The organism is Waltera intestinalis (assembly GCF_009695995.1).
Classification (GTDB): Bacteria; Bacillota; Clostridia; order Lachnospirales; family Lachnospiraceae; genus Acetatifactor; species Acetatifactor intestinalis.
In genome coordinates, this window is sequence record NZ_VUMU01000013.1 from 37,768 (window position 1) to 51,141 (window position 13,374).

Sequence of the window (13,374 nt, forward strand, 5' to 3'; positions counted from 1 at the left end):
ATTATGCCATCGTGAGTGGACACATAGGTGTCCGTTTACGAACTTATTGCCGTATCCGGCATGGACACAAATGCGACAGCATTTGAACGCAGGTAAGCATTGTAAATGCTTATACAGCGATGCTCTTTCGCTGTACTGCGAAGCAGCCGCGTTCATGAGCAAGTAGCGTAGCGGATTGCGAATGTCAGCCCCCTGCAAGGGCGAAATACACAGAGTACAAATCTCCGATTTGTGCGATGGGTGTATTTCGCTCTCAAACGCCGAGGGCTTGTGAGAGAAGTCCGACTCCTGCCGTTTGTTCCCTCGCAATGCTTTTTCCTTAACCATATTCACAGGAGCGTGCCACGCTCCCGTCATACACACCGAAGGGAAAAATTTACCACCTGAAATCACGATGCATTCCTACCTTTTCCAGATACTCCTGCCGTGCCTTTTCCCGTTCTTCCTCGGTCGGTGCAGTTTTGTATTTTGTATATAAATCCCGCCTGACCATAGCTTCCAGTTTGTCCTCCAAGCCTTTCTTAATATCCGGCAAAACATCATCTATTTCCACCAAATGATACTTCAAGAGTGCGAAGAACAGTTCCTCGGAAATCTGTATGTTTTTCACTCTATCAATCCATCCTTTCCATCATCTTCTGTGACGGTTGCGTACGATTGCGACGATTATTTCTATACCAATACCGCTATATAAAATACCGTCGCAACCGTCGCTAATCGTCACGCTCTCTGTTCTAATGTCAGTTTAATCATTCGTGAACTGTGTCCTCGTTTACTCTCGTACCGGATACCATAATCCACAAATAAACGCTCCATGCTGATATTTAATTTTCTTGTAAGGATGTTTGGCTGCATATCCATCTCCGGCAAAAGCTGTAACAATTCCGAAGCGGTTCCGCTCCACTGTGGCTGTTCCTCTGATACCACCTTTGCAATCGCTTCCAGCACCGGATCAGCAGGTTCTTTCCAAAGCTCCGTTTCTGCTTTTGTCAGCTTCCACACACACTGTTCCCTGTCAAAATCAAGAAGCAGTCGCTGGTCTTGCTGGTCACGCCCTGCCACCTCTAAAACCGCCTTATTATCCGTCCTCTTTTCCTTCTGCATCACAAATGCTCCGTCCGCAGCTCCCAGCAGTCCGTTTGTGCCGGAAATCATATCAAAGCTGTCAGAGGACTCCATCTTTCGTGTGTGGTGCACCACCAGCAGACAGATACTATGCTCATCACTAAAGGCTTTCAGCTTAGTTACAATCTCATAATCACTGGCATAGCTGAATTTATCTCCACCAACTTCCCTTACCTTCTGCAAGGTATCAATGATAATCAGCCTTGCGTCCGTATGCTCTTTTACGAACTGGTTAAGCTGTTCTTCCAATCCCTCATTTAGAGTTTTGGACTGTGTGGCAAAGTAGAAATTTTCACTGCTTTCCATACCAAACATCCTTGATAAACGCTTCTGCAATCTTGCATAATCATCCTCTAATGCCAGATACAAAACAGTGCCCTTCCGCACCTGATAATCCCACAAATCAAGCCCCATGCTTACATGGTAGCCAAGCTGTGCCATAAAGAAGGATTTACCTACCTTTGGTGCACCCACAAATAGATAAGTACCTGCATAGATCAGTCCATCCACAATCGGTATCTTGGGTGGATAAACAGTATCGTAAAGTTCTGTCATGGATACTGTCTCTAATCCATCAATTCTATCTCTTTTCTCTGTCCAAACTTCTGTACCACAGCCACGATTATTTGTGGCTTGCAGATTGCCCCTATCGGGCAAATCTGCTATACTTTCCTTGTTAGTTTTACATAGTGGCTGCTTCCCATCTGCGCCAACAGATGAAACCGGAGCAGTCGCTTTTTCTTTTACACTCATTCACTCTCTCCTCTCAATCCATTCATGGTTTCCGCTATCAGTTGGATTGTGTAAAGCAATTCATCATTTGCTTCACTGCAACGCTCCAGACGCTTCAATTCCTCATAAATATCTGCCATCTGATTGCGCAGTGCCTTATACACTCTCGGATTGCCCTGTACCACCACATCCCGGCACTGCAACCGTCTGATAATATAGTCCTGCTTGGTAAGGCCGGATAACGTCACTAGATCGTCAATCAGCTTTGCTTCTTCCTCTGATACCCGAAACGCTACTGCCTTGTTTCTCCATCTACCCTTGTAATCTAAGTTCTTGTCCATGCTTCGTCTCCTTCCATTCTCTCCACATCCAGTTTATCTGCCATTTCCGTCTGCTTCGTCGGAAATAAGTGTGCATACCGGTAAGTAATATCAATACTTTCATGTCCTACCCTTTCCGCAATCGCCAAAGCAGAAAATCCCATTTCAATTAGTAATGAAATTGCGCTATGCCTTAAATCATGAATACGGATACGCTTTACTCCTGCAGCCTTTGCCCCTCTGTCCATCTCATGGTGCAGATATGACTTAGTAATCTGGAACAGCCTTTCATCCTCCCCAATCTCATACAGCATACCGATATACTCCTGCATTTCCTCACACAAAAACTTCGGCATTTTGATTGTCCGGTTACTTTTCTTGGTTTTCGGTGTGGTAATCACATCCCTACCGTTTAACCGCTGATAGGACTTATTAATGGTCAGCTCCTGACGCTCAAAATTAAAGTCATTTGGTGTAAGGGCAAGCAACTCCCCACACCGGATTCCCGTCCAGTAGAGCATTTCAAACGCATAATAGGAAACAGGCTTATCCATCATCACATCCGCAAATTTCAGATATTCCTCCTTCGTCCAGAACAGCATTTCCTTGTGTTCCTCGCTTCCCATAGATCCGGCTCTCTGCGCCGGATTGGTAGGAAGATGATAATATCTTACTGCATGATTGAAAATTGCACTGAGCTGGCTGTGAATGGTTTTAAGATAAGTCGGAGAATACACTTCCCCATTCTCTCCCTTATAGGCAAGAAGCTCATTCTGCCAGGCAATTACATCCTTTGGCTCAATCTCCGCAATCTTACGCTCCCCGAAATAAGGAAGTATCTTGGTACGGATAATATGGCTTTTGGATTCCCATGTGTTTTCCTTTACCCGTTTTTTCTTGTCGGCTTCATAAATCTCAAAGAAGCTGGCAAAAGTCATATCCAGCTTGGACTCACTTTTTAACATCACCTCCCTCTCCCATGCTTGTGCTTCTCGTTTGGTTGAAAAACCACGTTTCTGTGTCTGTTTCCGCTCGCCCTTATAATTGGTATAGCGATAAATGACACGCCATTTGTCACCGTCTTTATATACAGCCATAACATCATCTCCTCTCTATTCGCTGTAACATAACTTCTTGCGGAAGAAGTTGGTATTCACTCTTCCGGTAACTGTCAGATAGCCGAGCTTCTGCATTTCCGCATTCAACTCTCTAACAACCTTGTAGGCATAGGACTTGGAAACATTAAGTTCCTGTGCCACTTCGTCCACAGTCATAAAGTTCTTACTCTCCATGTGGATTCCCCCTTTCTTCAAAATATTGTTTGCCGCTCTCCCTTACACCTTCCTGACAGGTTGCCTTGCGTGGTACTTTGTCGTGTTTCCATCCCTTCGTACGCTCACTTTCGGTCATCGCATATTTTTCCGGATGGTATCTGCTCGGACGGTCATTCAGTTTTAACTTAACTTGTTTTGTTTAAGTTTCTGTTTTGTATAATACTAAACATTTTCCGTTAAGTCAAGTGGTTTGCAGAAAATTCTTAAATATTTTTATTTAAGTTCTTCTTGCTATCCTTATTGACACATGTTATACTCTACTTAAACATTTCTGTTTTACTTAACAGATTAATGGCAACAACATGACAGGAGGCAATGCCTCTGCTCCTGCAATAGCAGTTGCATTTTCCTTCGGAAAACAAGGAGGCATAACTATGGCAATCGGACAACGAATTCGATTTTTCCGTAACAGAAAAGGCATGACACAAAAGCAGCTTGGAGAAGTCCTTGGCTTTCTTGGCAAGACTTCTGATGTCCGTATGGCACAATACGAATCAGAAGCAAGAGTACCCAAGCATGACCTCGTAAAAGAAATGGCGAATATCTTTGATGTCAGCCCCCATGCGCTTACCGTACCGGATATAGATACCCACATCGGTCTTATGCACACCTTTTTCGCATTGGAAGATATGTATGGACTGAAAATTGACGAAATGGATAGTGAAGTAGTCTTACGTCTGGATAAGTCCGACTATTCCATCTATTCCTCCATGAATAAAATGCTCCGTGCATGGCTCGCCGAAGCTAAGAAACTGGAAAACGGAGAATGCACCAAAGAGGAATATGATGACTGGCGTTACAAATATCCGGAACTGGATACACACCAAATCTGGGCTAAGGTTCCTTCACAGGAAATCAGTGATATGCTTCTCGCCGGATTAAAAGAAATGGAAAAAGAAGAAAAGAAAGAAACGAAACGCAAAAAGAAAAAATAAGCATGAAAAAACCTTACCAATTTTCAGTTGTCATATCTGAAAATCAGTAAGGTTTTCTTATGCTCATAAAGTAATCTTATTCATTGAATAAAGGAAATCTGTTGCCAAATTGTTGCCAATGCTTAAACAAATTTGTTTGGAAGTCGCATAAATACTGGGTTCTTTTGGAGCTTCTCCTTATTCAAACTCAATCGTTCCGGGCGGCTTACTGGTAATATCATACATTACCCGATTCACATGGCTCACCTCATTGATGATCCTGCTGGTCACCTTCTGTAATACTTCATAAGGGATCTGTGCGCTCTCTGCGGTCATGAAGTCAATGGTCTTCACGGCTCTCAGTGCGATGGCGTAATCATAGGTTCTCTCATCACCCATAACGCCTACGGATCTCATATTGGTCAGGGCTGCGAAGTACTGGTTGATCTCGCGGTCCAGACCTGCGTTAGCGATTTCCTCGCGGTAGATGGCATCTGCATCCTGTACGATCTTGACCTTCTCAGCGGTCACTTCGCCGATGATACGAATACCCAGTCCGGGACCGGGGAACGGCTGACGGAATACCAGATGCTCCGGAATGCCAAGCTCCAGTCCTACCTTACGGACCTCATCCTTGAACAGGTTGCGCAGAGGCTCGATGATCTCCTTGAAATCTACATAGTCGGGCAGGCCGCCTACGTTGTGATGGGACTTGATCACTGCAGATTCACCGCCCAGTCCGCTCTCTACCACATCGGGATAGATGGTTCCCTGTACCAGGAAGTCCACAGCACCGATCTTCTTCGCCTCTTCCTCGAATACACGGATGAACTCTTCGCCGATGATCTTTCTCTTATGCTCCGGCTCGGATACACCTGCCAGCTTGCTGTAGAAACGCTCCTGCGCATTCACACGGATGAAGTGCAGATCGTAATTGCCGTTGGGACCGAAGACTGCTTCTACCTCATTGCCCTCATTCTTACGGAGCAGGCCGTGATCTACGAAGACACAGGTCAGCTGCTCGCCGACTGCCTTGGATAACAGTACTGCTGCCACGGAGGAATCCACACCGCCGGACAATGCACAGAGGACTTTACCATTACCAACCTTCTCACGGATTGCCTTAATGGACTCTTCCACGAAGGAATCCATCTTCCAGTCACCGCAGCATCCGCAGATATTACGTACGAAATTATACAGCATCTTGGAGCCTTCCACCGTGTGGAGTACTTCCGGGTGGAACTGGATCGCATACAGTCCGCGCTCTACACACTCTGCTGCTGCCACAGGGCAGTTTGCAGTGGTTGCTACGGCACGGAAACCGGGTGCCAGCTTCGAAATATAGTCAAAATGGCTCATCCAGCAGATCGTATTCTCGGATACATCGGAAAACAGCTTGGAACTGCGGTCTACCTTCACCTCAGTCTTGCCATATTCCCGAACGGCTGCACGTTCTACCTTACCACCCAGCACATGGGTCATCAGCTGTGCACCGTAACAGAGTCCCAGCACGGGAACTCCTAAGTTAAACAGATCCTCGGAGCAGGTAGCTGCACCGGGTTCATAGCAGCTTGCAGGGCCGCCGGTCAGGATGATTCCCTTGGGATTCATCGCTTTTATCTTATTCAAGTCTGTCTTGTAAGAGTAGATCTCGCAATATACATTGCATTCTCTGACTCTTCTGGCGACCAGCTGATTGTACTGTCCGCCAAAATCAATGACAACTACCAGTTCTTTTTCCATGGTTGTCCTCCAGTATATTTTTCTGTCCTCTATTATAGGGTATGGTGCAGGGGAAGTCAAACCCTACTGCACCAGTTCTTCCAATTTTCCGAAGGTATAACCCATTTCTTCCCATTTTGTGAGCAGTTCATCCAGAATCTCCCCATTGGTCTTCGAGGTATTATGTAACAGCACCACCGCTCCGGGGTGGATCCTGCCTGTCAGCTTGGAAAAAGCTTCCTCGTGGCTGGGCTGGGCATCCACGTTCCAGTCCACATACGCGAGACTCCAGAAAAAAGTGGCATACCCCTGATCCTTTGCCATCTGCAGATTCGTCTCACTGTATTTTCCCTGGGGCGGCCGATAGTACATCGCCATCTCCGTGCCGGTGGTCTCCTGAAAAAGAGTTCTCACGTCATCCATCTCCTTCCGGAAAACCGCTGGATCAGAAATTTTCGACATGTCATAATGATGATAGGTATGGTTTCCCACCGTATGTCCGTCCTCCACCATGCGCTTCACCATCTCCGGCGCCGACTCCAGAAAATGTCCTACCACAAAAAAAGTCGCCGGTGCATCATGCTTTTTCAATGCATCCAATATAGCGGAACTATTACCGTTCTCATAGCCACAATCAAAAGTGAGATAGATCTTTTTCTCCTCCGCATCTCCCACATAATAGGCATTGTACTCTTTTAGTTCTTCCGCAGATGCCGTGCCGGTGGGCCGCGTTCCTTCCGTTCCGAATCCCAGTCCCCAGTTCTCAGCAAAAAGTAAAGTCTCCGTGTTCTCTAACACAGTTCCCGTCGTCTCCTGTGTCTTGTTTTCATGTTGCACACGTAAGCCGTAAGTAATGGCTCCTATTCCTCTTCCCAGAATAAACATACACACAAAAAGAAGCAGAAGCCAGAGTGTTTTTCCGTGTTCTGTGAAAAAACGTTTCATGTGGTATCTCCTCTCAGAACTATCCGCTACTACTATATGCAGTCGTTCTGTCCGGCATAACCGCATCCTCTTACTTCTACTTCCCTTTTGCATTGATACATCTTTATCTGTTTCACTTTTCAATAAAAGATCATCAGCTATTTAGTCTTGCGCAGTTTCTTCCACTGCACAACCTTTCCTGCAAACACAAATGCCCAGAACAGGAAAGTAATACCTTCCGCCACACGCCAGTACCACATGCCGGAATACCACACTTTGACAGTTCCCTGATAGCCCGCCGGCAGGATTGCCCGGACATGACCGTTCCCACCTACAGTCACCGGGAATACTTCACCCGTTGCTGCATCCTTGGCATGATATCCCTTATATAGAAGCATCGGCAGATCGATATAATGATCGCCATCCTCTGCAGAAGTCGTCACTGTTGTCAGAGTATTCAGATTTTCCTTCTCGAAAGCTTCCACTGTCACTCCGTCCGACGGCCATGCATCATGATAATAGAAATCCCATTCCACATCCAGAGGCAGGTACTCAGCTCCCAGAATGCCGGAATGTCCCATGGATGCCATGGAATTTAATCTCAAAGGTTGATCTCTGGTCAGCAGCAGGTCATTGGTCTGGTACATGGAGAATAAAATGCATCCGCCGCAGATTGCGGCAAAAAAAATATATTTAACCACTTTATCCTTCCACCGGAGCATCCAGTATCCCGCAGTACAAGCCACCAGCGTCATGGCTATTGCTGCAATGATCGTCAGTCTGGTAGGGAACTGGATCATCGTCGTCAGAAGCTCCAACACGGAATTGGCTTCCTTCAGCGCATTCCAGGGGAAATAGTAAGTACTTACCGCAATTGCCACACATCCTAGAACAAATGCAACCTTGGCCGCCTTATCATGTGCCGGATCCTGTTCCTTTTCTCTGTTGCGGATAGCAAAATACACGATCACTCCCAACAATACGGCAGCTCCGATATAAATAGGCTCCGTATCCACCATTCCCAGCTCCTGGAATCTGGAATTGCTTCCGGCATTCTGCATGGTGAAAAATATCTGTGCCCCCAGAATCCCACGATCCTGAATATATACGCCGCTGTTATTGGAATAACGGTATTGATCCGCCAGCATCATATCTAACATCGGAAGCAGGAACCAAATATTGGCCAGGACTGTTCCCACCACGACCTTTACCAGTTCCAGAAACGTTTTCTTGCGAAATACCTTACGGATACACAATAAGCACAACAGAATTGTAAATGCACCCGCAATCTCACAGCTTAATACATGGCTCTGGATGATACCGGAAAAGCCAAGCACCGGAAGCAGCCAGTAATGACGGTACTCCTTTTTCTCCGTATCTTCCGCGAAGATCAGATAAAAACCATAGCACAGTAACGGCAGGAAGATCATGGCCGTATATTCCCCCACAGCGCTGCGGTTGTAAATATTGTATACACGATACGGCGCCAGAGTATACAACATACTTCCGAGCATTCCGGTCATGCGGTCACGAAAAATTCCACGAAAACTGATATATGCCACGATTGCCGTTGCAAGATTGACCAAAAAGATATATCCGCCGTAAGAAACACTCATAGGGAATCCGATCAGACGAAGCAGTGCCGGAATCACCAGAAATGTATCACAATAAAACAGCGAATTGGCATAGCCATGCCCGTATAGCCACATTGGCTCTACTCTGGTAGGGAAAATGCCCTGTGCCATACTCTGCCCTAGAAATTCGATACGAAGCAGATGAAAGCCCAGATTGGCTCCCACTATAATATAATCCACAAATAACGGCAGGGAAGCCAGGATCGCCAATGCGGGAATTCCGAAGTATACCAGTTTCTTTTCCAGTGCAAGAGGATATTTTCCCATATACACATACAACATGATCATAGAATCCAGCAGCAAAAATCCCAGGAGGAACATCACAAGCAGCATTCTGTAGGACGCAGTGGTTTTCACCAGTCGGATATCCGTAATAGTAAGCTTTCCGGTTCCGTAGTAGTCTGCGTGGATGTTTACTTCATCCGCTTTCAGACGGCTTGTCACATAGACCTCACAAGAGCTTTCCGTTCTTCCGGAATACAGCGAAAGTTCATTTTCCAGTAGTTCTCTGTAGATTTTACCATTGCTTGTAATATTGATCTTATTTACACCGTTATCTTCCGATTCATATGTCACATAATAGCAATAGGTGCCGGGTGCCATGGAAAAACCGCTCATTTCGAGCCAGGGACCATCGATATTGATGCTTCCATCCACCGAATATCCGTTCTCCTCCCGGACCACTCCTTCTTCCGTTGTCACCTGCGCATCTGACAGAGTACTGATGGTCTTGTTGCCGCGCAAAATTCCGATCACAGGCACCAGCAGCAACAGGACTTCCAGAAGCAGCAGGATGCGGAATTTCTTATTGTTCAGAATTTCGGATTTCTTCCACATATCCATTTTTATGCTGCCTCCTTTCGTACTTTTTGTTTTGTATCCTTCTTCCGTACAATAATACAGTAGATAATAATTCCCGCAATACCAAGCGTACTGATCATCACCGCTCCCCATTGCGTTGCACCGGCTGCGGCACTCATCTGAAACTGCGAAGCTTCGACCAGAACCACATCCGGCAGATCTTCTTTCTGACGGATCCACAGAGGAGCTCTGTCAAGCAGCAGTTTATTCGTTAGGAATTGTGTTGCTACAAAAGCCACTGCGATCACTGCTGCCTCCAGAATCGTCGCTTCCGTTGCAGACCTTCTCTGCCGATAATCTTTCATAAGACCACATCCCATAAACGTAAGTCCACAGATTGCCAGAATCATAAAGATCACGGGAGATTGCATGCTAAATGTCAATATCTGGAACACGGCATTCTGTCTGAGCCAATCCCAGGGAAAGCTTCCGAGGCTGAGAAGGATTCCCAACATTCCACACCAGAATAATCCGGCAGTGCTGTCTTCTTTACTGTTTTTCTTCTGCAGCACTCCACTGAATTTCAGCCACAGTAGGAAAAAGAAGAGTCCCGTAAGTGCCGGACCGACACCAATGGCTGCCGTATCCAATAATCCATTACTCTTATAATCGTAGGTGGCGCCTCCCCGCAAAAAGAAGGTCAGATAATGCAGGAGAAAAGCTCCCTTTTCCTGAAAAGGACGGCTTCCCACATATCTCGCCACATCACGGTACGCCACAAGGTATCTTAGCAGCGGCAGTAGAAACCACAGATTGCACACAAGTGTCGCCACCACTGCCTTTCCTAATGTCAGCCATCCTTCTTTTCCTAACAGTTGTCTGCGATAATATATGCAGCAGAATATTAACAACAGCATTCCCACTTCCAGTACTGCAAAAGAGGACTGCAGCAATAAAGTGACTGCTATGGCCAGGAGAAGCCATTGTGGCAGTTTTCCCTGTTTCCGGCTGACTGCCCTTACCAGGAACAGTAGCATCACCGGCAGAAAAGCGTAGCCTAATGCTTCCCCGATAGCGGCCCTTCCATATAGAGTATCGAGATACCACGGTGCCCAGCAATACAGTGCCGTACCGATCACCGCTATTTTTTTACTCGGAAAGCCTTCTGCCAGTGCCTTGTAGGAAAGACACACTGTCACTGCATAAATACATACCAGAAACATCCGGTAAACACTTTCCAGTGTAGCTCCTGTCATTCGCAGAAGCGCAGGCAGCAGCCAGAACAGATTTCCGTCAAGTCCTGCCGTACCATGCTCATACTGCCAGTTTACAGGCATTGCCATCTGGAATATCCCCGCCGATAGATAATCCTTCATATTCTCAATACGTACCAGCTGGTACGGAACCTCTGCGGAATTCAGGCAATAATTTGTAAACAACGGGAGCGCTCCTGTCAGAAAAATACCAACCAAACACCAGAAGGTACTATTTCCCTTTGATTTCATTTTTTCTATCATCCTCATGAATTTTTTCTCTCCCGTTTTTTCTCCATCGCCACACCCGCGATCAGACCCAGCAGGCTGAGACAACTCACCACTTCTGCCACTCTCCAATACCAAGGGCTTACGAATGTTACCTGAACAGTTCCCTCATAGCCTGCCGGAACTTCCACGCACACTGCGAAATTATCACTGGTGGTGATAGTCAGTTCCTGTCCGGTAATCTTGTCATATGCCCGATAGCCATAATAATACAAAAGCGGTAATTCCACAATTTCTGTTTTATCGCCCCGGTTCTGACAATGCATTTCAATTTTGATTCCGTCCTTATGATAATCTGTAATAGCGACCATCTCTCCGGCATAAGGATCATGGGTCCAGAACAATGTAGCATCTGCGCCGTAGGGAAGATATTCCGCCCCGGCAATATAACCGCTTCCCATTCCTTCTTCTCCGTAGATCCGGTAACTGTTGCCCGTCTGAAGCATATCATCCATCAGGTAAATACTGCTGCACAGAGTCAATACCATCATTCCGGCAAAATAGAGCTGCAATCCGTGCGTCTCGTACTGTCCCTTGATCTCTTTGGCCACAACACCTGCCACCAGTACTGCACACAGTGTTGCAATCGTCAGAAATCTGTTAGGGAACTGAATACTGGACACCAGCATCGCGGTAATGCCATTCAGGCTCTGGATCTTGTCCCATGGGAAGACCGACAGACACATACACATAGCCAGAACGGCAAAGCCTCCTGCAATGTTGCCCAGTGCCTTTTCTTCCTTTCGCAGGTGTGCGGTTTTACGGAAAAAGAGCATTCCCGCCCAAAGTAACAGTGCCACAGTCAGTGCGATTCCCATTCCCATCGGCTGACTCTCTGCCATTCCGTTATCTGCATAGAATACATTGTAGCCGTTCCGGAAAAAGGTAAACAATATGTTGGGCAGGTATAAGCCTCTGTACTGGATCGTTCTGCCGGAGACATTCTGGATCGTAAAATCACCCCGCAGCATATAGTCAGCAAAAGGTACTAAGAACCACGCACTCAGCAGCACACTGTAGATCACCGTTTTTGCCAGAGAACAGAACGTCTCCTTGCGGAATACCTTTTTGATCAGGATCAGACAAAGCAGGATAGTAAATGCTCCCACCTGTTCTCCCGTCAGCAGATGCGACTGCACCAGTCCGGTAAAAGCTATCGTCAGCGGAATCCAGGAATAACGATATTCTTTGTTCGCTATGTCCTGAGTAAACACACGATAAAATCCATAAGCGATCAACGGCAGGAAGAGTATTCCGAAGGTCTCCCCCAATGATCCACAGATAAACGTCTTGGAAAGACGATATACCGACAAAGTATAAAGTACTGTACACAAAAAACCGATATAACGGTCTTCAAATATTTTGCGAAAGCTGTAATAAGCTATCAGTATGGTAAGTGCGTTGATGAACAAAAGGAACAGACGGTAGCTGGTAATATAAGAAAAGCCGATCAGACGGAACAGTGCACCCACATACAAAAGTGTCTCCCCGTAAAAGATCGAAGATGCATAGCCGTAACCCTGCTGCCATTTGGGGGCGATCCGCACCGGAAACTGTCCTGCCAGAATGCCATCCTTGATGCCCATCATACGAAGCATATGGTATCCCAGGTCTCCACTGGACAGCATGGCATCCTGCAACAGAGGCAGAGAACTGAACAGCAAAAGAAGTACCAGACCGAAATGAATTCCCTTCTGCGGAACAGATAACGAATACTCTCTGTCGTACTGCACATAAGTATATAACAGATTCCACAGAATGGAGAGCACCACAACACCAAACAGGAAAATGACTGCCAGACCGTTGGTTTCCCGAATGGTAAGCCCCGTGATCGTATAGCTCCCTTCTCCACCGTAGGTAACAGTAACACGTATATTATCCGACTTCTGCAGCAGCCATAACGGATAATCCGTCTCATGCAGTCCCTGATAGAGGTGCTCTCCGCTGTTGCGGAGCATCCGGTATCCCACAGTATCATCCTCAATGATACAGAAATTCTTCATATTGGTATCCGTATCATAATGCAGCTGGATCCGGTAGAGACCCGGCTTTAATGAAATATGCTCTATCGTCATATTGTCCTGATAGACTCCGGTATTTACCGTTACCCCTTCGGACGGATATTCATACACCTCATTTCTGCCAAACAAGCCGACGATCCCCAATAGCATCAGCAGTATTTCCACCAGCAGAACTCTTCGGAAAGTTTTTCTTTTCCCTATCTGCAGTGCTCTGATTTTCTGAATAAATTCCATATGTAAAGCCCCTGTTTCTTTCGTTATAATATTCAATTTATTCTATCATTATATCAATCAATATGCAACAAA

Annotated in this window: 11 protein-coding genes; 1 reads left to right on the top strand and 10 read right to left on the bottom strand. The window is 46.3% G+C overall.

All coding sequences use genetic code 11. The annotated features are described in order from the left end of the window. Positions 1-376: 376 nt before the first annotated feature. The 5 genes from FYJ59_RS10485 to FYJ59_RS10505 form a co-directional block, all read right to left on the bottom strand. Entirely contained in the window at positions 377-610 is a 234-nt protein-coding gene (locus FYJ59_RS10485) for a complexin-2 (RefSeq protein ID WP_328597232.1), read from the bottom strand. A 110-nt stretch (positions 611-720) separates the two neighbouring features. Next, on the bottom strand, positions 721-1,878 hold the full coding sequence (locus tag FYJ59_RS10490) for an AAA family ATPase (protein ID WP_154496886.1): 1,158 nt from the start codon (positions 1,876-1,878) through the stop codon (positions 721-723). Next, a complete protein-coding gene (locus FYJ59_RS10495) occupies positions 1,875-2,198 on the bottom strand; it encodes a plasmid mobilization protein (RefSeq protein ID WP_154496888.1) in 324 nt (107 codons plus the stop codon). The genes FYJ59_RS10490 and FYJ59_RS10495 overlap by 4 nt, the downstream gene beginning before the upstream one ends. Continuing rightward, positions 2,183-3,274 carry a site-specific integrase gene (locus FYJ59_RS10500; RefSeq protein ID WP_154496890.1) on the bottom strand — a complete coding sequence of 364 codons (1,092 nt, stop codon included), beginning with the start codon at positions 3,272-3,274 and terminating at the stop codon, positions 2,183-2,185. Before FYJ59_RS10500 ends, FYJ59_RS10495 begins: the two co-directional genes overlap by 16 nt. 15 nt (positions 3,275-3,289) lie before the next feature. Further along, on the bottom strand, positions 3,290-3,469 hold the full coding sequence (locus FYJ59_RS10505) for a helix-turn-helix domain-containing protein (RefSeq protein WP_154496892.1): 180 nt from the start codon (positions 3,467-3,469) through the stop codon (positions 3,290-3,292). Positions 3,470-3,885: 416 nt separating this feature from the next. On the opposite strand from FYJ59_RS10505, the gene FYJ59_RS10510 reads away from it, so the two are divergent. Continuing rightward, a complete protein-coding gene (locus tag FYJ59_RS10510) occupies positions 3,886-4,446 on the top strand; it encodes a helix-turn-helix domain-containing protein (RefSeq protein ID WP_154496894.1) in 561 nt (186 codons plus the stop codon). Between the two features lie 177 nt (positions 4,447-4,623). Here FYJ59_RS10510 and guaA read toward each other — a convergent pair whose 3' ends face one another. The 5 genes from guaA to FYJ59_RS10535 all read right to left on the bottom strand — a co-directional run bounded on the left by guaA (position 4,624) and on the right by FYJ59_RS10535 (position 13,302). Continuing rightward, on the bottom strand, positions 4,624-6,168 hold the full coding sequence (gene guaA / locus FYJ59_RS10515) for a glutamine-hydrolyzing GMP synthase (protein WP_154496898.1): 1,545 nt from the start codon (positions 6,166-6,168) through the stop codon (positions 4,624-4,626). Between the two features lie 63 nt (positions 6,169-6,231). Beyond that, on the bottom strand, positions 6,232-7,092 hold the full coding sequence (locus FYJ59_RS10520; RefSeq protein WP_154496900.1) for a polysaccharide deacetylase family protein: 861 nt from the start codon (positions 7,090-7,092) through the stop codon (positions 6,232-6,234). Positions 7,093-7,229: 137 nt separating this feature from the next. Continuing rightward, positions 7,230-9,548 (bottom strand): glycosyltransferase family protein, encoded by a 2,319-nt coding sequence (locus FYJ59_RS10525; RefSeq protein WP_154496902.1) that lies wholly within the window; start codon positions 9,546-9,548, stop codon positions 7,230-7,232. 2 nt (positions 9,549-9,550) lie between these two features. Then, positions 9,551-11,011 carry a hypothetical protein gene (locus FYJ59_RS10530; protein WP_154496905.1) on the bottom strand — a complete coding sequence of 487 codons (1,461 nt, stop codon included), beginning with the start codon at positions 11,009-11,011 and terminating at the stop codon, positions 9,551-9,553. 14 nt (positions 11,012-11,025) lie between these two features. Continuing rightward, on the bottom strand, positions 11,026-13,302 hold the full coding sequence (locus tag FYJ59_RS10535) for a glycosyltransferase family protein (RefSeq protein ID WP_154496907.1): 2,277 nt from the start codon (positions 13,300-13,302) through the stop codon (positions 11,026-11,028). Between the last annotated feature and the right edge of the window lie 72 nt (positions 13,303-13,374).

Bases quoted from the DNA above. Each gene is read 5' to 3' on its own strand.
- FYJ59_RS10490 (WP_154496886.1), bottom strand. From the start codon at position 1,878: ATGAGTGTAAAAGAAAAAGCGACTGCTCCGGTTTCATCTGTTGGCGCA.
- FYJ59_RS10495 (WP_154496888.1), bottom strand. From the start codon at position 2,198: ATGGACAAGAACTTAGATTACAAGGGTAGATGGAGAAACAAGGCAGTA.
- FYJ59_RS10500 (WP_154496890.1), bottom strand. From the start codon at position 3,274: ATGGCTGTATATAAAGACGGTGACAAATGGCGTGTCATTTATCGCTAT.
- FYJ59_RS10505 (WP_154496892.1), bottom strand. From the start codon at position 3,469: ATGGAGAGTAAGAACTTTATGACTGTGGACGAAGTGGCACAGGAACTT.
- FYJ59_RS10510 (WP_154496894.1), top strand. From the start codon at position 3,886: ATGGCAATCGGACAACGAATTCGATTTTTCCGTAACAGAAAAGGCATG.
- guaA (WP_154496898.1), bottom strand. From the start codon at position 6,168: ATGGAAAAAGAACTGGTAGTTGTCATTGATTTTGGCGGACAGTACAAT.
- FYJ59_RS10520 (WP_154496900.1), bottom strand. From the start codon at position 7,092: ATGAAACGTTTTTTCACAGAACACGGAAAAACACTCTGGCTTCTGCTT.
- FYJ59_RS10525 (WP_154496902.1), bottom strand. From the start codon at position 9,548: ATGGATATGTGGAAGAAATCCGAAATTCTGAACAATAAGAAATTCCGC.
- FYJ59_RS10530 (WP_154496905.1), bottom strand. From the start codon at position 11,011: ATGAAATCAAAGGGAAATAGTACCTTCTGGTGTTTGGTTGGTATTTTT.
- FYJ59_RS10535 (WP_154496907.1), bottom strand. From the start codon at position 13,302: ATGGAATTTATTCAGAAAATCAGAGCACTGCAGATAGGGAAAAGAAAA.